24 protein-coding genes and 1 pseudogene are annotated in these 19934 nt (G+C 72.3%); 21 read left to right on the top strand and 4 right to left on the bottom strand.

The window, feature by feature from the left end; translation table 11 throughout:
• Positions 1-27: 27 nt before the first annotated feature.
• The 10 genes from ETP66_RS02900 (at position 28) to ETP66_RS02855 (ending at position 8124) form a co-directional block, all read left to right on the top strand.
• Positions 28-609, top strand: a complete 582-nt coding sequence (locus ETP66_RS02900; RefSeq protein WP_130840435.1) for an FtsQ-type POTRA domain-containing protein — start codon at positions 28-30, stop codon at positions 607-609.
• The gene (ftsA, locus tag ETP66_RS02895) at positions 606-1847 is read left to right on the top strand and encodes a cell division protein FtsA (protein ID WP_130840433.1); all 1242 of its coding nucleotides are present in this window, start codon (positions 606-608) and stop codon (positions 1845-1847) included. The genes ETP66_RS02900 and ftsA overlap by 4 nt, the downstream gene beginning before the upstream one ends.
• A gap of 19 nt (positions 1848-1866) precedes the next feature.
• On the top strand, positions 1867-2922 hold the full coding sequence (ftsZ, locus tag ETP66_RS02890; RefSeq protein ID WP_130840432.1) for a cell division protein FtsZ: 1056 nt from the start codon (positions 1867-1869) through the stop codon (positions 2920-2922).
• 13 nt (positions 2923-2935) lie between these two features.
• On the top strand, positions 2936-3436 hold the full coding sequence (locus ETP66_RS02885; RefSeq protein ID WP_130840430.1) for a crossover junction endodeoxyribonuclease RuvC: 501 nt from the start codon (positions 2936-2938) through the stop codon (positions 3434-3436).
• A gap of 64 nt (positions 3437-3500) precedes the next feature.
• Positions 3501-4037, top strand: coding sequence for a hypothetical protein (locus ETP66_RS11895; protein ID WP_161569061.1), 537 nt, complete (start codon positions 3501-3503; stop codon positions 4035-4037).
• Positions 4034-4390: a DUF6992 family protein gene (locus ETP66_RS12105; protein ID WP_130840428.1), complete on the top strand. Its 357-nt coding sequence runs from the start codon at positions 4034-4036 to the stop codon at positions 4388-4390. Before ETP66_RS11895 ends, ETP66_RS12105 begins: the two co-directional genes overlap by 4 nt.
• A 102-nt stretch (positions 4391-4492) precedes the next feature.
• Complete coding sequence (locus ETP66_RS02870; RefSeq protein WP_130840426.1) at positions 4493-5158, top strand: DUF4397 domain-containing protein; 666 nt, start codon at positions 4493-4495, stop codon at positions 5156-5158.
• Between the two features lie 52 nt (positions 5159-5210).
• Positions 5211-5927 carry a class I SAM-dependent methyltransferase gene (locus ETP66_RS02865; protein WP_130840424.1) on the top strand — a complete coding sequence of 239 codons (717 nt, stop codon included), beginning with the start codon at positions 5211-5213 and terminating at the stop codon, positions 5925-5927.
• Positions 5928-5944: 17 nt separating this feature from the next.
• Positions 5945-6820 (top strand): R2-like ligand-binding oxidase, encoded by an 876-nt coding sequence (locus ETP66_RS02860; RefSeq protein WP_130840422.1) that lies wholly within the window; start codon positions 5945-5947, stop codon positions 6818-6820.
• 44 nt (positions 6821-6864) lie between these two features.
• Positions 6865-8124 (top strand): alpha/beta hydrolase, encoded by a 1260-nt coding sequence (locus ETP66_RS02855; protein WP_130840420.1) that lies wholly within the window; start codon positions 6865-6867, stop codon positions 8122-8124.
• Between the two features lie 154 nt (positions 8125-8278).
• Here ETP66_RS02855 and ETP66_RS02850 read toward each other — a convergent pair whose 3' ends face one another.
• Positions 8279-9685, bottom strand: a complete 1407-nt coding sequence (locus ETP66_RS02850; protein WP_130840419.1) for a phytoene desaturase family protein — start codon at positions 9683-9685, stop codon at positions 8279-8281.
• A gap of 60 nt (positions 9686-9745) precedes the next feature.
• Between ETP66_RS02850 and ETP66_RS02845 the strand changes: the two genes are divergently transcribed.
• The 8 genes and pseudogenes from ETP66_RS02845 to ETP66_RS02815 all read left to right on the top strand — a co-directional run bounded on the left by ETP66_RS02845 (position 9746) and on the right by ETP66_RS02815 (position 15131).
• Entirely contained in the window at positions 9746-10117 is a 372-nt protein-coding gene (locus ETP66_RS02845) for a HEPN domain-containing protein (protein WP_130840418.1), read from the top strand.
• 8 nt (positions 10118-10125) lie between these two features.
• A pseudogene (locus tag ETP66_RS12370) lies at positions 10126-10191 on the top strand (nucleotidyltransferase domain-containing protein); the annotation flags it as partial.
• A 24-nt stretch (positions 10192-10215) separates the two neighbouring features.
• Complete coding sequence (locus tag ETP66_RS02840; RefSeq protein ID WP_236630079.1) at positions 10216-10416, top strand: hypothetical protein; 201 nt, start codon at positions 10216-10218, stop codon at positions 10414-10416.
• Positions 10417-10420: 4 nt separating this feature from the next.
• Positions 10421-11866 carry an SDR family oxidoreductase gene (locus tag ETP66_RS02835; protein WP_130840417.1) on the top strand — a complete coding sequence of 482 codons (1446 nt, stop codon included), beginning with the start codon at positions 10421-10423 and terminating at the stop codon, positions 11864-11866.
• Between the two features lie 122 nt (positions 11867-11988).
• A complete protein-coding gene (locus ETP66_RS02830) occupies positions 11989-12510 on the top strand; it encodes a flavin reductase family protein (protein WP_130840415.1) in 522 nt (173 codons plus the stop codon).
• Positions 12507-13016, top strand: coding sequence for a YceI family protein (locus ETP66_RS02825; RefSeq protein WP_130840413.1), 510 nt, complete (start codon positions 12507-12509; stop codon positions 13014-13016). The genes ETP66_RS02830 and ETP66_RS02825 overlap by 4 nt, the downstream gene beginning before the upstream one ends.
• Positions 13013-13876 carry a UV DNA damage repair endonuclease UvsE gene (gene uvsE, locus ETP66_RS02820; protein WP_130840411.1) on the top strand — a complete coding sequence of 288 codons (864 nt, stop codon included), beginning with the start codon at positions 13013-13015 and terminating at the stop codon, positions 13874-13876. Before ETP66_RS02825 ends, uvsE begins: the two co-directional genes overlap by 4 nt.
• Positions 13877-13925: 49 nt before the next feature.
• Positions 13926-15131, top strand: a complete 1206-nt coding sequence (locus ETP66_RS02815) for a YeeE/YedE family protein (RefSeq protein WP_130840410.1) — start codon at positions 13926-13928, stop codon at positions 15129-15131.
• Here the strand turns inward: ETP66_RS02815 and ETP66_RS02810 are convergent.
• From ETP66_RS02810 to carH, 3 genes are read right to left on the bottom strand one after another with little or no spacing between them, the layout of a single operon-like run.
• Positions 15121-15984: a complex I NDUFA9 subunit family protein gene (locus ETP66_RS02810; protein ID WP_130840408.1), complete on the bottom strand. Its 864-nt coding sequence runs from the start codon at positions 15982-15984 to the stop codon at positions 15121-15123. The genes ETP66_RS02815 and ETP66_RS02810 overlap by 11 nt on opposite strands.
• A gap of 52 nt (positions 15985-16036) precedes the next feature.
• Positions 16037-16624 carry a transcriptional regulator LdrP gene (gene ldrP, locus ETP66_RS02805; protein ID WP_130840406.1) on the bottom strand — a complete coding sequence of 196 codons (588 nt, stop codon included), beginning with the start codon at positions 16622-16624 and terminating at the stop codon, positions 16037-16039.
• A complete protein-coding gene (gene carH, locus ETP66_RS02800) occupies positions 16621-17457 on the bottom strand; it encodes an HTH-type transcriptional repressor CarH (protein ID WP_130840404.1) in 837 nt (278 codons plus the stop codon). Before carH ends, ldrP begins: the two co-directional genes overlap by 4 nt.
• Positions 17458-17566: 109 nt before the next feature.
• Between carH and ETP66_RS02795 the strand changes: the two genes are divergently transcribed.
• Genes ETP66_RS02795 through ETP66_RS02785 form a run of 3 tightly spaced genes read left to right on the top strand, consistent with a single transcriptional unit; the run spans position 17567 to position 19925 of the window.
• The gene (locus tag ETP66_RS02795) at positions 17567-18415 is read left to right on the top strand and encodes a phytoene/squalene synthase family protein (protein WP_130840402.1); all 849 of its coding nucleotides are present in this window, start codon (positions 17567-17569) and stop codon (positions 18413-18415) included.
• Positions 18416-18440: 25 nt separating this feature from the next.
• Positions 18441-19700, top strand: coding sequence for a deoxyribodipyrimidine photo-lyase (gene phr / locus ETP66_RS02790; protein WP_130840400.1), 1260 nt, complete (start codon positions 18441-18443; stop codon positions 19698-19700).
• Positions 19701-19745: 45 nt separating this feature from the next.
• Entirely contained in the window at positions 19746-19925 is a 180-nt protein-coding gene (locus ETP66_RS02785; protein WP_130840398.1) for a hypothetical protein, read from the top strand.
• The last annotated feature ends 9 nt before the right edge of the window (positions 19926-19934 follow it).

Genomic DNA, 19934 nt, shown 5'->3' with positions numbered 1-19934 from the left:
GGTGGGCCTGGGGAAGGGAGGGATAAGATGGGGAGCATGAAGGCCCTGCTGGCCCTCCTCCTGGCCACCCTTTACGTGGCCAGCCGGGTGGCCTTCCCCCTGGAGGAGGTGGAAGCGGTGGGGCTGGTCCACCTGGAAGCGGAGCCCCTCCTCCTCCAGGCCCGCCTCCTGCCGGGGGAGCCTTGGCTCTGGGTAGGGCCCGGGCGGCTTGCCCCCCTGGGGCAAAACCCCTGGATCGCCGAGGCCCGCCTGGAGAAGCCCCGGCCGGGGGCGGCGCGCCTTTGGGTGCGGGAGCGGAGGCCCTTCCTCCCCCTCCCTGACGGAAGCGCCCTGGCGGAGGACGGCACCCTGCTGCCGGGAGGAGGCCCCCTGGCCCCGGGACCCCGGGTGGAGGGCAAGGGGCCCCTCCCCAAGGAGGCCCTCCTGGCCCTGGCCCGGGCCTACCCGGAGGCCCAGCGGCTCCGCTACACCCCAGCGGGCCTCTGGGTGGACCTCCCGGAAGGGACCCTCTTCGCCCCGGAACCCGGGCTTCTGCTAGAGTATGCCCAAGCTGTGCGCCCGAAGGGCGAGGTCTACCTGTATGCTTGGGGGGTGAGCGTGCGCCCATGATCATCGCCGGACTGGACGTAGGCACCAGCAAGGTCACCACCGTGATCGGGGAGCTGGCCCCCGACGGCGTGCTGGACATCATCGGGGAAGGGACGGCCCCCTCCCAGGGCCTGAGGCGGGGGGTGGTGGTGAACCTGGAGCGCACCACCGAGGCCATCCGGCAAAGCGTCCACCAGGCGGAGCGGGTGGCGGGGGTGAAGGTGGAGCGGGCGGTGGTGGGGGTGGGAGGGTCCCACCTGAAGAGCGTGACCAGCCACGGCCTGGCGGCCATAAGGCGGGGCCAGAGCATCTCCGAGGCCGACGTGGAGCGGGCCATCGAGCAGGCCAAGGCCTACCCCTTCGACGGGGAGCTGGAGCTGCTCCACGCCCTGCCCCTGGAGTTCAAGGTGGACGGGCAGGAGGGGATCAAAGACCCCGTGGGCATGGCCGGGGTCCGCCTGGAGGTGGACGTGCACCTGGTGGCCGCGGGGCGCGGGCCTTTGGCCAACCTGCGCCGGGCGGTGGAGGAGGCGGGGCTGGAGATCGAGGCCCTGGTGGCCCAGACCCTGGCCAGCGGCCTGGGAACCCTGGGCCCGGAGGAGGAACACATGACGGTCCTCCTCCTGGACGTGGGCGGGGGCACCACCGAGGTGGCGGTTTTCCGGGAAAGCCGCCTGGCCCACTCCACCGTCCTGCCCCTGGGAGGGGACCACGTGACCCAGGACATCGCCCAGCTCCTGAAGATTCCCTTCGAGGAGGCCGAACGGGTGAAGCGCAAGTACGGGGCGGCCCTGCCCGAGTTGGCCGACCCCGAGCTGGTCCTGGAGATCAACCAGGAGGGGGGCTCCTTAGGGGAGGTGCCGGCCCCGGAGCTGGCCCGCATCATCCGGCCCCGCCTCAGGGAGATCCTGCACCTGGCCCGGCAGTCCGTGGACGAGGCCATGGGGCCCCTGGAGATCCGGGTGAACCGGGTGGTCCTCACGGGAGGGACGGCCCTCCTGCGGGGCTTCGACCTCCTGGCCCGCCAGCAGCTGGGCCTGCCCGTGCGCCTGGGCAGGCCTCAGGGCGTCTCCGGCCTCACCGACGTGGTGGCCACCCCCGCCCACGCCACCGCGGTGGGGCTCGTGCGCTTCGGCGCCGCCCTTCCGGCCCGCGCGGCAGAGCCCCGCCGCGGCCGGGAGCGCAAGGGGCGGGAGGAGCGGGAAAAGGGCGGAGGGCTTTGGGCCCGCATCAAGGAGATCTTCAACAACCTGTTCTAGGCCGGGAGGGGAGGAGGATATGGAGGGAGCCGTCATCAAGGTGATCGGTCTGGGAGGGGCGGGGAACAACGCGGTGAACCGCATGATCGAGGCGGGCCTGACGGGGGTGGAGTTCATCGCCGCCAACACCGACGCCCAGGTGCTGGCCAAGAGCCTGGCCGACACCCGCATCCAGCTGGGGGAAAGGCTCACCCGGGGCCTGGGGGCGGGGGCCAACCCCGAGATCGGGGAGAAGGCGGCCCTCGAGGCCGAGGACCTCATCGCCGAGGCCCTGGAGGGGGCCGACCTGGCCTTCCTCACCGCGGGCATGGGGGGCGGGACGGGGACGGGAAGCGCCCCCATCGTGGCGGAGATCGCCAAACGCGTGGGGGCCCTCACCGTGGCCGTGGTCACCCGCCCCTTCAGCTTCGAGGGCCCCAAGCGCCTCAAGGCGGCGGAGGAGGGCATAAGGCGGCTCAAGGAGCGGGTGGACGCCATGGTGGTGGTGCAGAACGACCGCCTCCTCCAGGCGGTGGACAAGAAGATGAGCCTCAAGGACGCCTTCCTCATCGCCGACCGGGTGCTCTACCACGGGGTAAAGGGCATCACCGACGTGATCAACCTCCCCGGGCTCATCAACGTGGACTTCGCCGACGTGAAGGCCCTCCTGGAAGGGGCGGGCCAGGTGCTCATGGGCATCGGGGCGGGCCGGGGGGAGAACCGGGTGGAGGAGGCGGCCAAGAGCGCCACGCAAAGCCCCCTTCTGGAGCGCTCCATCGAGGGGGCCAGGCGGCTTCTCCTCAACGTGGTGGGCTCCGAGGACCTCTCCCTCATGGAGGCCGCCGAGGTGGTGGAGCGGGTGCAGGCGGCCACGGGCCACGAGGAGGTGGACATCCTCTACGGGGTCACCTACGACGAGAGGGCCCAGGACGAGCTCCGGGTGATCCTGATCGCCGCCGGCTTCGGGGAGGCCACGGTGATGCCCCGGCCCACCCGCCCCCTGGACTTCCCCGCCCACCCCGACCCCTACAACTTCGACATCCCCGCCTTCATCCGCTACGGGGACGGGGACTACCCGCCCCGCCGGGGCAACTGAACCGCCCTTTGCCGTGGTGGTCCTGGGGGTGGACCCTGGCATCACCCACCTGGGCCTGGGGGTGGTGGCGGTGGAGGGGAAGGGTACCCTCAGGGCCCGCCTCCTCCACGGGGAGGTGGTCCGGACCTCTCACCGGGAGGCCGCCCAGGAACGGGTGGGACGGATCCACGCCCGGGTGAAGGAGGCCCTCCTCCGCTTCCAGCCCCAGGCCCTAGCGGTGGAGGAGCAGTACTTCTACCGGCAGAACGAGCTGGCCTACAAGGTGGGCTGGGCCCTGGGGGCGGTCCTGGTGGCGGCCTTCGAGGCGGGGGTGCCGGTCTACGCCTACGGCCCCATGCAGGTGAAGCGGGCCCTGGCCGGGCACGGCCACGCCACCAAGGAGGAGGTGGCCCTCATGGTCCGGGGGATGCTGGGCCTCAAGGAGCCCCCCGGGCCCAGCCACCTGGCGGACGCCCTGGCCATCGCCCTGACCCACGCCTTCCACGCCCGGCTCCAGGCGGCCAAGCCCCTCTAGGCCACCCCGTGCCAAGGAGGCCTGGGCCACCTTCCGCCCCCCAGGGGAGGGTTAGGATGCCCCCATGGGCAAGCGCCTCTGGGCCCTGGCCTTCCTGGGCCTTTTTGCCTCGGCCCACCAGCCCTTCTGGAACCCGGGCTCCCCGAGCCCTGAGGCCCCCTACCCGGTGGCCCGCCCCGAGGTGGCCCAGGCCCTCCTCGGCCGCCTGGAGCCCGGGGGGTGGGCCTTTTTCCGCCTGGAGGTGCCCGAGGGCTTCCCCTTAAGGGCCTCCCTCTTCGTGGGCGGAGGCTGTCCCGAAGGCTTCCGCCCCGTCCTCTGGCTCCTGGGACCGGGGCTTGGGGGGGAGGCCCCCCTCCCCCTGCCCCCGGGGTGGGGGGGCCTGAGGCGGGAGGCGGCGGCCTGGACCCCCTACCGGGGCCACGGCCTGGAGGCCCGGCGGGGCCCCCGCCTGGAGGCCCGCCTGGGGCAGGGGGCCTACCTCCTGGGGGTGGAGGCCGGGGAGGAGGGGGGCTACTTCCTCCTCTCCCTGGACGGGCGGGAGGTGCCCGGAGGGAGCCCCGAGGGGTTTGCCGCCATCCCCCGCTTCAACCGCTGCCGATGAGCGCCCTGGCCCAAGGCCTCCTCCTCTGGGGCCTCCTCTCCTTGGGGGCGGCCCTCTTCGGCCTCTGGTGGGCGCAAAGCCCCTTCTGGCGGGGCTTCTTCTTCATGAACGGGGCCTGGGGACTGGTGGACGGGGCCCTGGGCCTCTACGCCCTGGGACAGGAGGCCCCGGGGAACCTGCGGGAGATCCTCCTCCTGAACGCGGGGCTGGACGTCCTCTACCTCCTGGCCGGGGCCCTCCTCTTCCTCCGGGGCCGCAAGGCCCCCCACCGGGGCTTCGGCCTGGCCATCCTGGTCCAGGGGGGATTCCTCCTGGCCTTCGACCTGGGGCACGCCCTGCGGCTTGCCGGCTGAAGCCCGGCAGAGCCCCCCGGTCGGGAACGTTCCCGGTATCTGTGCGCTAGACAAAAGTTTTTCAGGAAACTACCCCCTAGCCTTGAGGTGGGAGGTGAGCGGATGAAGAGGTTGTTCGGCGTACTGCTGGTGCTGGCGGTAGGTGGCTTGGCCCTGGCCCAGGGGGCGATGGTGCGGGTGGCCCACCTCTCCCCCGACGCCCCGGCGGTGGACGTGCTGGTGAACGGCCAGCGGGCCATCACGGGCCTGGCCTTCAAGGAGGTCACCCCCTACATCCCCCTGCCCGCGGCGAGGGTGCGGGTCCAGGTGGTGCCCGCGGGGCAGGATGCCCCCGTGGTCATCGACGCCGAGCTGGACCTGCGGGAGGGGGTCTACTACACCGTGGCCGCCACCGGCTTCCTGGCCCAGATCCGGCCCCAGGTCTACACCGACCTCCTGGCGGGCTTCTTCCCCCGGGCCGGGTTCGCCCGGGTGCGGGTGGTGCACACCTCCCCCGACGCCCCGGCGGTGGACGTGGCGGTGCGGGGCGGCCCCGTGCTCTTCAGCAACCTGCCCTTCCCCCGGGCGAGCCAGTACCTGGTGGTGCCCGCGGGGCGGTACGACCTCGAGGTCCGGGTGGCGGGGACCACCACCGTGGCCCTGGAGCTTCCCGGGGTGAACCTGGAAAGCGGCAAGACCTACACCGTCTTCGCGGTGGGCAGCGTCCAGGCGGGCACCCTCACCGTGGTGCCCCTGGTGGACGCCGCCCCCCTGGGCGGGAACCGGTAAGGGGAAGGCGTAAGGCCCCCCGGCCCGCCCGGGGGGCGTTTCCCTTGGCGGCATGGAACCCCTCCCCCCCTGGCTCCCCCCCCTCCTGGCCTGCCCCCGGTGCCGGGGCGGGCTGGAGGTGGCGGGGGAGGCCCGCTGCCCCGCCTGCGGGGCCCGCTACCCCTTCCGGGGAGGGTTTTTGGACCTGCGGGCCGGGCGGGAGCGGCCCCTCCTCTGGCTCGTGAACCGCCTCCTCCCCGTCCCCCTCCTCTACGACGCCTGGCGGCGGCGCTCCGCGGGCCTCCTCTCCGGGGGCAGGCTTTCCTTCCGGGAGGAGCTCGCCCGCCTCCGGGACTGGCTCCTGCCCACGGGGGGCCCCTTCCTGGACGTGGGCGCGGGCACCGGGGTCTACCGGGAGGCCCTGGGGGAAAGGGCGGTGGGGCTGGACCCCTCCCCCGCCTTCCTGCGGGTGGCCCGGTGGCGGCGGCCCGGGGCCTACCTCCTGGGCCACGGGGAGCGGCTCCCCTTTCGGGAAGGGGTCTTCAGGGGGGTGGCCATCGGCCCCACCTGGAACGAGTTCCTAGACCCCCTGAGGGCGGCCCGGGAGGCCCGGCGGGTGCTCCGGCCGGGGGGAAGGCTTTTCGGGATGCTCCTCCTGGGGCCCGGGCCCTCCCCGGGGCTCTGGCGGCCCCGGGAGGAGGAGCTCCTAGCCCTTCTGGAAGGGGCGGGTTTCCGCCCCCGCCTGGAGCGGCGGGGGGCCCTGGCCCTCCTGCGGGCCGAGGTAAGCTGAGGCCAAGGGAGGCAAGCATGCGTACCGGCTTCCGCGCGGTGGAAAGGGGCCTCGAGGCGGGGCTTCCCCTGCGCCTCTACCACAAGGCCAAACGGCGCTTCTGGGACCCTGCCGCCTTGGACTTCCGGGAGGACCGGGAGGTCTTCCTGCGGCTCCCCCCTGAAGGCCAGGACCTCCTCTTGCGCCTGGCGAGCCTGTTCCTAGGGGGAGAAGAGGCGGTGACCCTGGACCTCCTGCCCCTGGTGGCCCGGGTGGCCCGGGAAGGGCGGCTGGAGGATGAGATGTACCTGACCACCTTCCTCCTGGAGGAGGCCAAGCACGTGGAGTTCTTCGCCCGCTTCCTGGAGGAGGTGGCGGGGCGCGAGGGGAGTCTGGCCCACTACCACAGCCCCCACTACCGCCGCCTCTTCGGCGAACTCCTCCCCGAGGCCATGGAGCGCCTCTGGAGGGACGGGAGCCCCAAGGCCCAGGTGGCGGCGGCCCTCACCTACAACGTGGTGGTGGAAGGGGTGCTGGCGGAAACCGGCTACCAGGGCTTCTTCCGCCTGGCGGAGCGGCTTCGGGAGTCGGGGCGGGCCATGCCCGGGACCCTGGAGGGTATCGCCCGGGTGAGGGAGGACGAAAGCCGGCACATCGCCTACGGCCTCTACCTCATCGCCCGCCACCTGGAGGCAGACCCCGGGCTTTGGGAGGTGGTGGAAGGCCGCCTGGGCCTCCTCCTCCCCGAGGCCATGGGGGTGGTGGGGGAGCTCTTCGCCGCCTACCCGGGGGGAGCCCCCCTGGGGCTTACCCCGGAGGAGTTCTTCGCCTACGCCTCGGGGCAGCTTCAGCACCGGCTGCGGATCCTGGAGCGGGCCAGGGCGCTGGGAGTCCGGGCCCTTTCGGGCCTGTAGGCCCCCCCGCAAACCCCTCCCGCCCCCTTTGGCAAGATGGGGGCATGCGGGCCCTTGCCCTCCTCCTCTCCCTGGGCCTGGTCCTGGCCCAGGAGTACCGGGCCCTCCCCGGGGCCCCCACGGGCTGGCCAGAGCTGGACCGGAGCTACGCCCTGGTCTACGAGGCGGAGGCCCCAAAGGCGGTGCTCCTCCTGGTGCCGGGCCTTTTGGGGGGAAGCACCAACTTCGCCCTCCTGGCCGAGCACCTGCGGCGGGAGGCCCCCTGGCTGGAGGTCTGGGCCTGGGAGCGGCGGGCCAACGGCCTCGAGGACCGCCGGGGCTTCCTGGCCCAAGACCCCCTGGCCTACTACCAAAGCCTCCCCGAGCCCGACCTCTCCCCCCTCCGGGAATGGGGCCTGGAGGTGCACCTGAAGGACCTGGACCTGGCGGTGGAGGCCGCCCGCAAGCGGGCTCCCGTGGTCCTGGCGGGGCACTCCCTGGGGGCGAGCCTCGCCACCCTCTACGCCTTCCGCCACGGGGAGAAGCTCCGGGGCCTCGTCCTCCTGGACGGGAGCTTGCGGCTCGCCGAGGGGGCCATCGGCCGGGAGGTGGACCGGGAGACCCTGGGGAGGGGGCTTTCCACCCCCTTTGGCCGCTTCCCCGGGCTGGAGGACCTCCTCCAGGGCCGGGCCGACCCCGTCTTTCGCCTTCCCTTCCTCGCCCCCAAGGACCTGGCCCTGGCGGAGGCCGAGGCCTTCCTGGCGGCAAAGCGCCCCCTGGAGCCCGTGCCCTACGGCCCCTACCGGGCCACCCGGGAGGCCCGGGCCCTCCTGCGGGTGGACGACCACTACAGCCTTTTCCCCATCTTCAGCGCAAGCGTGGGCCGGGCCTGGGCCCGGGAAGGGTTTAGCCTCCTGGGCCTCCTCCAGGGGCGCCTGGTCCTCACCGTGCGGGGGCCCCGGGGCAGGCTGGTGGAGTGGCGGGACACGGGGGAGGCCACGGACCCCAGGGCCTTCCTCTCGGCCTTCGCCCAGCCGGAGACCGGGTTTTCCGAGTGGTACTTCCCCTACCGGCTCCTCCTGGAGGTGGCGGGCTACCCCTTCGTGGCCGAAGACCTAAAGCCTAGGCCCCTCCCCTACCCTGTCCTGGCCCTGGGGGCGGGGCGAGGGCTCCTGACGCAGCCCGAGGACTTCCGCCTGGGGGCAACCTTCCCCAACACCCCCGCCCGGGCCCAGGTCCTCCCCGGCCTCACCCATCTGGACCTCCTCACGGAGCGGGAGGGGCGGACCGCCCGGGCCCTCCTGGACTACCTGGAAGGCCGCTAGGCCCGGGCCCCTCCCCGGAAAGGGCTGGCGAACCGGGAAAGGTCTCGAGCCTCCGCCCTGCGCACCCCTTGCCCGGACGCGGCACAACCCGTCCCCGGCTCCAGCCCCCGGGGCGGCCTCCGGTAGGGCGGCGTCGGCAGCCGGGTGGCCGTGCCTACCGGCAGATGGGTTCACCCCGGGGCGCCCCAGAGGCCAGGTCACCCCTATCCCCCAGGCCCAGGGCCCGGAGGAGGAGGCGCGCCGCCCGCAGAGCGGAAAGGGCCGCTGCGGGCACGCTCTGCCCCGGGAAGACCCCCTCCCCCACCCGCAGGACGTTGGCCAGGAGGCGCACCCGGGGGAAGGGGAAGGGGTGGGTCTGGGGGTAGCCCCCCACCCAGGCCCGCCCCGCGAAGCGGCGGTAGGTGCGGGGGGTGGCGGCGAAGAGGGGCTCCGCCTCCCTGAGGCCCGGGAGAAGTGCCTCCCCCAAGGCCAGGGCCCGCTCCTGCCAGCGGGCCTTGAGGGCCCGGTACGCCTCCCCCTCGAGGCCCTCCCAGAGGGCCAGGGGGGTGTGGAGGGAGAGGGAGAAAAGGGTCCTCTCCCCTTCCGGGAAGAGGGAGAGGAAGGCGAAGGGCCGCTCCCGGGCGTTTTGCCGGTAGTAGGGGGGCCCTGCCCGGAAGGGCAGGACCCCGTAGAGGGCAAAAGCCCCCCAGGCGTCCTTGGGAACGCGCTCGGGGAGGCCGAGGAGGGGCTCCGGGGGCACGTTGAGGAGGAAGAAGTCCCCCTGGAGCACCTCCTTCTCCCCCCGCCTCCTCCCCCCGTAGGCCACCTCCACCCCATGGGCCCGCCCTCCCCGGAGGAGGAGCCGGATGGCCCGGGCGCGGTAGCGCACCTCGAGGCCTTCCGCCAGGGCCCGGGCCAGGGCCCCCACCCCGCCCGGCACCCGCACGGGGCCCAGGTGGGGCAGGTCCAGGGCCAGGGCGGCGTAGAGGGCGTAGGGGTCCTCCGTCTGGGCGGCGATGAGGAGCTGGGCCTGGAGGAATAGGCGGAAATCGGGGTCCGGGGGGGCCAGGCGGGAGACCCGCCGGAAGAGGTCGGGAAGGAGAGGGAGCAGCCCGGGGAGGAGGCGCAAGAGGGCGGCGAGCTCCTCCCCCTCCGGGGGCCAGGGGAGGCGGGGGGCCAGGGCCTTGAGCCCTTCCGCCCGCTCCCCCTGCCAGCGCCAGAAGGGGAGGACCTGGGGCCCGAAGAAGTCCCCCTGGGCCTCCCGCTCCCTATCCCGCCCCACGGGGCGAAGGAGCCTCCCCCTGGGGAGGAGGACCTCCAGGAGGGGGAAGCCCTCGGGGTAGGGCTCCCCGGGAAAGCGCAGGCCCAGAAGGCCCTCCAGGAGGTCGAGGGGGCCCCCGGGGGCGAAGCCCGAGAGGAGGGTGGCCCCCGCGGGAAAGCGGAAGCCCCGGTGCCAGAAGTCCCCCGCCAGGCCCCCGGGGTAGGTGTGGGCCTCGAGGACCACCACCTCCAGGCCCGCCCTTTGCAGGAGCCTGGCCGCCACCAACCCCCCGATCCCCGCCCCCACCACCACCGCGCGCACGGAACCCAGGCTATCCGGAAGGGGGCAGGCCGACCTTGGCCCAGGCTAAGATGGGTAGGGATGCGGCTCGAGGCGGAAGGGCTCCTGGCGCAGGCCCGCAAGGATCCGACCCCAGCCCAGGTGCTCCTCCGAGGGGAGCGCCATTACGCCGTGGCCTTCTTTGCCCAGCAAGCGGTGGAGAAGGTCCTGAAGGCCCTCCATGTGGAACGCCTGCGCACCCTGCCCCGCACCCACGACCTGCTGGCCCTGGGGGCCCCCGAGGGAGGGGTGGAAGGGGCCCGTCTTCTCACCCCGGACTACACGGTGAGCCGCTACCCGGATGCCGCCGGCACCCTGCCCGCCCGGCTCTACGGCAGGGCCCGGGGGGAAGCCCGCCTGCAGGCGGCGGAGGAGGTCCTCACGGGGGTGGAAAGGTCCCCTGGGAAAAGCTAAAGGAGGCCCTGGCCCTCCTCTTCGGTTCCCGGTCCCGGGGGGAGGCCTTACTGGAAAGCGACTGGGACCTCCTGGTGGTTTTCCCGGCCTTTCGGGGCATGGACTACCTGGAAAGGCTTCTTCTCCTCCACCGCACCCTTCCCCTCCGCCACGTGGAGTACGTGGCCCTTACCCCCGAGGAAGGGGCGGCCCGGCAAGGGGAGATCGGGGGGGTGGGGGAGGCGGCCCGGGAGGGGGTGGTCCTGTTGGGAAACCCCCTCCCCGGCCACCCTCCCTCCGGGGGCAAGCCCCTAGGCTAGGGGCATGGAGGTCCTGGTCACCGGGGCCACGGGGTACGTGGGGGGAAGGCTCGTCCCCCGCCTCCTGGAGGCCGGGCACCGGGTGCGGGTTCTGGTGCGGGACCCGGCCCGCCTGGAAGGCCGCCCCTGGGCGGGGCAGGTGGAGGTGGTGCGGGGAAGCCTCGAGGACCCCGCCGCCCTGCGCCAGGCCCTTTCCGGGGTGGAGGCCGCCTACTACCTGGTCCACGCCATGCTCTCCGAGGGGGACTTCCCCCGGGCGGAAGAACGCCAGGCCCGCACCTTCGCCCAGGTGGCCCGGGAGGCGGGCCTGGGCCACGTGGTCTACCTGGGGGGACTCCTGCCCAGGGAGGGAAGGCCCTCCCCCCACCTGCAAAGCCGGGCCCGGGTGGGGGAGATCCTAAGGGCCCACCTCCCCACCACGGAGTTCCGCGCCGGGCCTATCGTGGGCTCGGGCTCGGCCAGCTTCGAGATGGTCCGCTACCTCACGGAGCGCCTGCCGGTCATGGTGGCCCCCCGTTGGGTGCTGAACCCGGTGTCCCCCATCGCCATCCGGGACGTGCTGGCCTACCTGCTCCTGGCCCTCTCCAAAGGGCCCGCCGGGGTGGTGGAGATCGGGGCCCCACCCCTCACCTTCCAGGGCATGATGGAGGCCTACGCCCGGGTGCGGGGGCTCAGGCGCCTCATCCTCCCCGTGCCGGTCCTGGCCCCCAGGCTGGCCGCCCTCTGGGTGGGCCTGGTGACCCCCATCCCCAACCGCCTGGCCCTGCCCCTGGTGGAGGGCATCCTCCACCCCCTGGTGGCGGACACGGGGAAGGCCCAGGCCCCCTTCCCCGAGGTGCGCCCCCTCCCCTACGAGGAGGCGGTGGCCCTGGCCCTGAGGCGCGTGGCCCTGGGGGAGGTGGAAACCCGCTGGTCGGGGGCCCTGTACGGGCGGGCCTACTTCCTGGAGGACCGGGAGGGGATCGTGCGCGAGGTGCGAAGCCTCCACGCGCGGACCACCCCCGAGGCCCTCTTTCGGGTCTTTTCCAGCCTTGGCGGGGAGCGGGGCTGGCTCGTCTGGGGCTGGGCCTGGGCCCTGCGGGGCTTCCTGGACCGGCTGGTGGGGGGCCCGGGCCTGAGGCGGGGGCGGCGCCACCCGCAGGAGCTCCTCCCGGGGGAGGCCCTGGACTTCTGGCGGGTGGAGCGGGTGGAGCCGGGAAGGCTCCTGCGCCTGCGGGCGGAGATGCGCCTGCCTGGGAAGGCCTGGTTGGAGTGGCAGGCCCTCCCCGAGGGGGAAGGGGCCCGGCTGGTGCAGACCGCCTACTTCGAGCCCGTGGGCCTCACCGGCTTCCTCTACTGGTGGCTCCTCTACCCCCTCCACCGGCGCATCTTCAGCGACCTGGCGCGGGCCATCGCCCGGGAGGCGGAAGCCGCAGCCAGGCTTCCATGGTCAGGGCGTGAGGGCGGGTGACGGGCGAAGGCTGCGGCCACGGGGTCCTCAAAAGGGGGGTAAAGGGCCTCTGGCCCCTTCTCTTTTTGGGCTACAGAAGTGGCTTTGGGGAAGGGATAGCCTGAGGCACTGGAGCTCTAGCCATGGCCGAAGCCCAAGCCGCCAAACCCACGGCCCGTTACCGGGCTTTCTTCTACCCCATGCGCCTGGCCCTCCTCTGCGTGGGGGAGAACTTCATGCCCCTGGCCTGGTGGACCCCCGTTTCCAAGGAGCCCTTCCGCCTCCTCTTCGCCATGGACCGGGGAAACCATACCCTAAGCCTTCTGCGAGAGCTGGGGGAAGGGGCCCTCGCCTTTCTCCCCTGGGAGGCCCGGGGGTGGGTGGTGCGCTCCGGCTACCTTTCGGGGCGGAAGGTGCGCAAAGCCGAGCGGCTGGGGGTGGCTCTGCGCCCGGCCAGGAAGCTGGGGCGCACCCAGGTGCCGGAAGGGGCCCTGGCGGTGTACGAGCTCAAGGTGAGCGAGCTTCCCCTGGAGGGCGACCACGTCCTCTTCCTGGGGGAGGTGGTGCACGTGGAAGGCTCCCCCGAGGCCAAGGAGCGGCCCATCCTCTTCCTGGGCTTCCGCGACTTCGCCACCCTGGGGGAGCGCTGGAGGTTCAGGCCGTGAGGCGGCTTCTCCCCTTCCTCCTCCCCCTTTTGGCCCTGGCCCAGGCCCCCTACCGGGTGGAGGGGGAGGTGCGCTACCGGGGCTTCTACCCCCTGGGAAGCTGGGAGGGCAGGAACCCCACCGCCCGGGGGGAGGTCTTTTGGAATGGCGAGCAGGCCTCGGGCCGGGTCTGCCTAGAGCAGGCCGCCTGGGACTCCGGGGTAGCCGAGCGGGACCGGAAGGCCCTGGAGATCCTGAAGGCCAGGGAACACCCCCAGGCCTGCCTCTACCCCCAAAGGGCCCGCTACGAGGGCAGCCGCTTCGTGGTGGAGGGGGAGCTGGAGATGGCGGGGCGGCGGCTGCCCGTGCGCCTTCAAGGGGAGCTTCTGGGCCCCCCGGAGCGGGGGCGCTTCCGGGGCGGTTTCCGCATCCGCTTCTCCGACTGGGGGCTGGAACGCCCCCGCTTCCTCTTCCTGGAGGTGCGGGACGAGGTGGAGGTCTTCCTGGAGGCGGAGGTAAGGCGGTGATCCGCCTGGGCTACCCCTGCGAGAACCTGACCCTGGGGGCCAGCACCAACCACACCCTCCGCCTGGCTTCCCTCGATGAGGAAAAGGTGCGGGCCAGGGTGGCGGAGAACCTGAGGGACCTGGAGCGCATCCTGCGCTGGAACGCCCAGGAGGGCTTTCGTCTTTTCCGCATCGGCCAGCACCTCATCCCCTTCGCCTCCCACCCCCGCTTCCCCTACGACTGGGCGAGGGCCCACGGGGAGGAGCTGGGGCGGCTCGGGGCCCTGGCCAAAGCCCTGGGCCAGCGGCTTTCCCTGCACCCCGGGCAATACGTGAACCCGGGAAGCCCAAGCCCAAAGGTGGTGGAGCGCTCCCTGGCCGAGCTCCGCTACTCCGCCCGGGTGCTGAGCCTCCTGGGGGCGGAGGACGGGGTCCTGGTCCTCCACCTGGGCGGGGTCTACGGGGACCGGGAGGGCACCCTCCGCCGCTTCGTGGAAAACCTGCGGGACGAAGGGGAGGTGCTCCGCTACCTGGCCCTGGAGAACGACGAGCGGCTTTGGCCGGTGGAGGACGTCCTGCGGGCGGCGGAGGCCCTGGGGGTGCCGGTGGTGGTGGACACCCTGCACCACGCCCTGAACCCGGGGCGGCTCTCCCTGGGGGAGGCCCTGAGGCTGGTCTTCCCCACCTGGCGGGGGAGGCCCAAGGTGCACCTGGCGAGCCAAGACCCCGGGAAGCGCCCCGGGGCCCACGCCTTGGCCGTGGCCGAGGCGGACTGGGAGGGGCTTCTCGCAGCCCTACCCGCCCCCGCGGACGTGATGGTGGAGGCCAAGGGGAAGGAGGGGGGGCTGCCCCGGGCGGCCCTGGGGTTCCTGCACCCTTAGGCGGAAACATACCCTTGACTTTTACAGGCTCATAGGTACTATGAGGGGCATGAACGGGACGGTGCGACCCCAAGCCTGGCCCCTCCTGGTCTTCGCCCTCCTGGCCCTGGCGCTCTCCTACGCGGTCCACCAGGCCTCAGGCACCCGGCTCCTCCTGGCCTTCTGGGTGGCCGTCCTCCTGGGCCTGGCCCTCTTCCACGCCAAGTTCGGCTTCGCCTCGGGTTTCCGCCGCTTCCTCCTCACCGGGGAAAGCCGCCTCATGCGGGCCCACTTCCTCCTCTTCGCCCTGGCGAGCCTCCTCTTCTTCCCCTTCCTGGTCCAGGGGGAGGCCTTCGGCCAGGCGGTGCAGGGTTTCGTGGTGCCCCTGGGGGTAGCCCTCCTGGTGGGGGCTTTCCTCTTCGGCATCGGCATGCAGCTCGGGGACGGCTGCGCCTCGGGCACCCTCTACCACACGGGGAGCGGGGACACCCGGGGGATCCTGGTCCTCCTGGGTTTCATGGTGGGCTCCCTCCTCGGGGTCTTCCACCTGCCCTTCTGGCAGGCCCTGCCCGCCTGGGCTCCGGGGAGCGCCCTCACCTGGTTCCCTTCCCCCTACCTGGGCCTGGCCCTCTGGCTGGGGCTTCTGGGCCTCCTCTACCTGGGGGTGGCGGGGGTGGAGCGGCGGCGCACCGGGAGGGTGGAGCCCCTTTTCCGCAAGGAGGCCACCCACCCCCTCTTCGGGCCCTGGGGCCTGGTGGGAGGGGCCGCCGTCTTGGCGGTGGGCAGCCTCCTTCTCCTCCTGCTCCAGGGAAGGCCCTGGGGGGTGACGGCGGCCTTCGCCCTCTGGGGGGGCAAGCTGGCGGAGGGCCTGGGCTTTCCCGTGGTGGAGTGGGCCCTCTTCCACAACCCCGCCTTCGCCGAAAGGCTTGGGGAGAGCGTCCTCAAGGACGCCACCAGCGTGACCAACTTCGGCCTCTTCCTGGGAGCCTTCCTGGGGGCGGGCCTAGGCGGGTCGCTGCGCTTCAAGGACCTGCGGCGCATCCCCTGGACCACCCACCTGGGGGTCTTCCTGGGCGGAGTCCTCATGGGCTACGGGGCCCGCCTGGCCGCGGGGTGCAACATCGGGGCCTACCTGGGGGGCACGGCCTCCTTCAGCCTCCACGGGCCCCTCTGGGGGGTCTGCGCCCTCCTGGGGACGGCCCTAGGGGTGCGCCTTCGCCCCGCCTGCCGCCTGGAGAACGAGGGGGCGAGGCGGGAAGGCCTCCCTAGCACCTGAGGTAGGTGGGGAGGACCTCCTCCAAGGCCCTGGGGGCCGGCAGGAGGTCCCTTAGGGCTTCGGGAGAGGGGGCGGTGTTCCCCCCCTTCAGCATGAGGTACTGGTCCCGGGTGATGGGGGCGAAGGGCAGGCGGGACACCCAGGGAACCAGGAGGTCCATGAGGGGGAGGGGGATGGGCAAAAAGGGCTTGCGGCGGCCCAGGACCCCCATGGTGAGCTCCAGAAGCTCCCGGAAGGTGTACTCCTTAGGCCCTACCAGGTCGTAGGTACCCTCGAGGCCCCTCTCCAGGGCCCTTGCGAAGGCCTCGGCCACGTCCCCCACGTGGACGGGGCGGAAGGGGAAGCGCCCATCCCCGATGAGGGGGACAAAGGGCAAGGGCTGGCAGACCAGGCCCCGGAGCACCTTCCCAAAGAACTCGTCTCCGGGGCCGAAGATGAGGCTCGGACGCAGAATGGTCCACTTCAGGCCGCTTTGGCGCACCAGCTCCTCCCCTTCCGCCTTGGTCTCGTAGTAGCGGCTCCCCGTCCCCCGCCTCGCCCCCAGGGCGGACATGTGGAGGAGGCGGCCCACCCCGGCGCGGCGCATCCCCCCCAGGAGGTTTTTAACCCCCTCCACGTGCACCGCCCGGAAGGTCTGGTCCCGTTCCCGGATGATCCCCGCCAGGTAGATGGCCGCCTCCACCCCCTCCAGGTCGGGGACCTCCCGGGTGATGTCTCCGGGAACGAGGACCGCCCCCTCAGGGAGGTCCCGGGGGGAGCGGGCGAGAACCAGGGGGGTGTGCCCCCCCTGGAGGAGGCGGCCCACCAGGTGCCGCCCCACGAAGCCCGTGCCCCCTACCACCAGGACCCACATGCTGCCCCCACCTTAGGGAAACAGGGCGCGGCCTTGGCGGGGCCTCCGTCCCCTAGGCCGCCTCCAGGACACCCTCGGCCTCCCGCTCCAGGGCCCTGAGGTCCAGGAGGTAGATCTTGCGGTAGGCGGTGGCGATGAAGCCCTCGTGGCGCAGGTCCGAGAGGATCTTGGACACCGACTCCCGGGTGGAGGCGGTGGCGTCGGCGATCTCCTCGTGGGAGACGGTCACGTAAAGCCCCCTGGCGTCCCGGAAGGAGGCCGGGGTGTCCGCCAGGAAGAGCAGGTACCGGGCGATCCGGGCCCGGAGCTCCCCCGTCTGCAGGTGGGTCTCATAGGCCTGCACCCGCCGCATCTGCCGGGCCAGGTTCCGGGCCACCTGGTGCAGCTCCTCGTGGCCCATGGCCCGGGGGTCAAAGCCCCGTACCACCGCCTCGGTCATGGCCTCGGCAGCGTAGCGGTGGCGCTTCCCCTCCAGGGCCTCCTCCCCAAAGTAGTCCCCGGGCAGCACGTGCCGCAGGGTGAGGGTGCGACCCTCGGGCAGAAGCTCCACGATGCGCACCAGGCCTGACTCCAGGCGGTAGAGGGTTTCGGCCCGGTCCCCAGCCAGGTAGACCGCCTCCTTGCGCGGGATCCTCTTCATGCTCCCTCCTCCAAAGCCTTGTGCAGAGCTTCCAGGTGCTGCGCGTATAGGGCTCCCAGCCGCCGGGCTTCCTCCGGGCTCCCCCCTGGGCCTCCCAGGAGCACCCTGGGGGCCAGCCCCGCCAGAGCCCCGTCGGGCAGGGCCCGGAGGGTTTCGGCCAGGAGGACAGAAAGCACCACGCCCCGGGCCTCCAGGCGCTCCGCCAGGGCCTTGAGGTCGGGGAGAGGGGTGTCGGGGCCCAAGTAGAGGGCGGGAAAGCCCCGGCGGCGCAGGTAGTAGGCCGCCAGCATGGCCCCGATCTCGTGGCGCTCCCCGGGGGGGGTGGTGACCAGGATGGGTGCCCCCCGGGGATAGCCCGCCAGGTCCAGGAGTTCCTGCAGCCGGGCCCGGAGAAACTGGGTGGCCAGGTGCTCCTGGGCCACGCTCACCCGGCCCTGGTGCCAGCCCTCCCCCACCTCCCGCAGCACGGGAACCAGGAGGCCCTGAACGGCGCCCTCCGGGCCCAAAAGCCGGACCGCCCGGCGGAAAAGGGCTTCCGCCCGGGAGAGGTCGGCCTCCAGCAGGGCCTCGATGAGTTCTCGGGGCAGCTCTTCCGGACGGCTTTCCTGGGCTAGGAAGCGCCGTATGGCCGCCTGGGGAGTGGCCCCCTCCTCCAGCCAGCGGCGGATGAGCCGCAGGGCCTCCACCTCCTCCTGGCGGTAGAGCCGGTGGCCCCCGGAGGTGCGCTCGGGGCGGGGGAAGCCGTAGCGCCGCTCCCACTGGCGGAGCACCTCCGCCGAAAGGCCGGTCATGGCCTCCACCTCGGCGATGGTGTACACCCCGGGCTGAGTCATGCCCTAAGGATACCCGGATGAAGAACTTTTGTCAATGTTTAGTATAGCCTAGCGGAGTGTGGTCGGGACAAAGGTCCCCACCCCGTGGTATCCTGAAACTGAAGAGCATATGGAACCCGACTGGAAAGCCCTCGCGGGCCTCATCCGCCACCACTCCGCCACCTTCTTCCTGGGAAGCCTTCTCTTCCCCAGGGAGGAGCGCAAGGGGGCCTGGGCGGTCTACGCGGCCTGCCGCCTGGGGGACGAGGCGGTGGATGGTCCTGGAGGAGGCGCGGAGGCCCTCGAGGCCTGGTGGCGGGGGGTGGAGCGGGCCTACGGGGGGCGTCCGCGGGAGGAATGGGAGAAGGGGCTGGCCTGGGCCCTGGGGCGCTGGCCCATCCCCATGGAGGTCTTTCTCCACATGCGGGAGGGCTTCCTCACCGACCTGAGCCCCGTGCGCCTAAGGACGGAAGAGGAGCTCATGGCCTACTGCTACCAGGTGGCGGGCACCGTGGGGCGGATGATGGCCCCCATCGCCGGGGGGGGGAAGGAGGTGGAGGAAAAGGCCGTGCGCCTGGGGCAGGCCATGCAGCTCACCAACATCCTGCGGGACGTGGGAGAGGACCTGGAAAGGGACCGGGTCTACCTGCCCCAGGACCTCCTGGAGCGCTTCGGGGTCTCCCTGGCGGACCTCCACCAGGGGCGCGTCACCCCCCAGTACCGGGCCCTCATGGCCCACCTGGAGGCCAAGGCCCGGGCCCTCTACCGGGAGGGCCTCTCCGGCCTGGGGGGTCTACGGGTGGGCCGGGCGGCCATCGCCCTGGCCGCCCTCCAATACCAGGGCATCCTGGACAAGCTCCGCCTCTTTGGCTACGACAACCTGCACCGCCGCGCCTACCTAGGAACCTGGGAACGGCTCCGGCTTCTGCCCAAAGCCCTCCTCCTTTCCCGAAACGGGGTGCCGGCTACGGAAGCCTAAGGCTAGGCCCCGGTACCTTAGCCCCATGTACCTGGTCTGGCACCGGGCCGACCTTCGGCTTGCCGACCACCCAGCCCTCCTGGAGGCCCTGCGCTCGGGACCCGTGGTGGGGCTGGTGGTCCTGGACCCCAACAACCTGGCCGCCGTCTCCCCCAGACGCCGGGCCTGGTTCCTGGAGAACGTGCGGGCCCTCCGGGAGGCCTACCGGGAGCGGGGCGGGGCCCTCTGGGTGCGCCAGGGCCTCCCTTGGGAGGAAGTCCCCCAAGCGGCGAGGGCGCTTGGGGCCAAGGCTGTCTACGCCCTGAAGGGCTACACCCCCTACGGCCGCCACCGGGACCAGAGGGTGCGGGAAGCCCTCCCCATCCCCCTCCACCTCCTCTCCGCCCCCCACCTCGTCCCCCCGGACCTCCCCCGGGCCTACCGGGTCTACACCCCCTTTAGCCGGAACTTCCAGGGGGTGGACCCCCCTCTCCCCGCCCCGGAGGCCCTCCCCCCTGGGCCGGAGGAGGGGGAAATCCCCAGAGAAAACCCCGGCATCCCCCTGCCTGAGCCCGGGGAGGGAGCGGCCCAGAAGAGGCTAAAGGCCTTCCTGGAAGGCAAGCTCCCCCGCTACCCCCTGGAGCGGGACCGGCTGGACGGGGAAGGGGGCTCGCGGCTTTCCCCCTACTTCACCCTAGGGGTCCTCTCCCCCCGGCAGGCGGCCTGGGAAGCCCTCAGGCGGGGAGGCGAGGGGGCCAGGAAATGGGTCAGCGAGCTCCTTTGGCGCGACTTCTCCTACCACCTCCTCTACCACTTCCCCTGGATGCGGGAACGGGCCCTGGACGCCCGCTATGAAGCCCTCCCCTGGCAGGAGGACGAGGAACTCTTCCTCGCCTGGTACCTGGGCAAGACCGGGGTGCCCCTGGTGGACGCGGCCATGCGGGAGCTTCACGCCACCGGCTTCCTCGCCAACCGGGCGCGGATGGCCGTGGCCCAGTTCGCGGTGAAGTACCTCCTCCTCCCCTGGCAGAAGGCGGAAGCCCGCTTCAAGGACCTCCTCCTGGACGGGGACACCCCGCAAAACCTCCAGGGCTGGCAGTGGGCGGGGGGCCTGGGGGTGGACGCCGCCCCCTACTTCCGGGTGTTCAACCTGGTGGAGCAGGGGCGGCGGCACGACCCCGAGGGAAGCTGGCTCCGGCGCTGGGCCCCCGAGTACCCCTCGTACGAACCCCAAGATCCCGTGGTGGACCTCCCTCAGGCCCGCAGGCGCTACCTGGAGCTAGCCCAGAGGCTAACCCAAGGGTAGGCGGGGCTACACCTCTTGGGAAGGCGGGTAGAGTAGGCTCAGTCCATGTTCCAGGTGCGCGATCCCCAGAAGGCCCTTCGGGCCATCGCCTTTGTGCGCTACGGCCTGGCGGCCCTTTTCCTCCTTCTGGCCCTTTTCCGGGAGGAAAAGCTCCTCTTCCTGGGCCTAGCCCTCCTGGCCTTCCTCATGGCCCGCACGGGCTACTGCCCCCTCATACGCCGCTAAGATGGCCCC

Source organism: Thermus thermamylovorans (assembly GCF_004307015.1).
GTDB lineage: Bacteria > Deinococcota > Deinococci > Deinococcales > Thermaceae > Thermus > Thermus thermamylovorans.
Note: the sequence above shows the minus strand (reverse complement) of the source record. Positions and strands in the feature narration are given on the sequence as shown.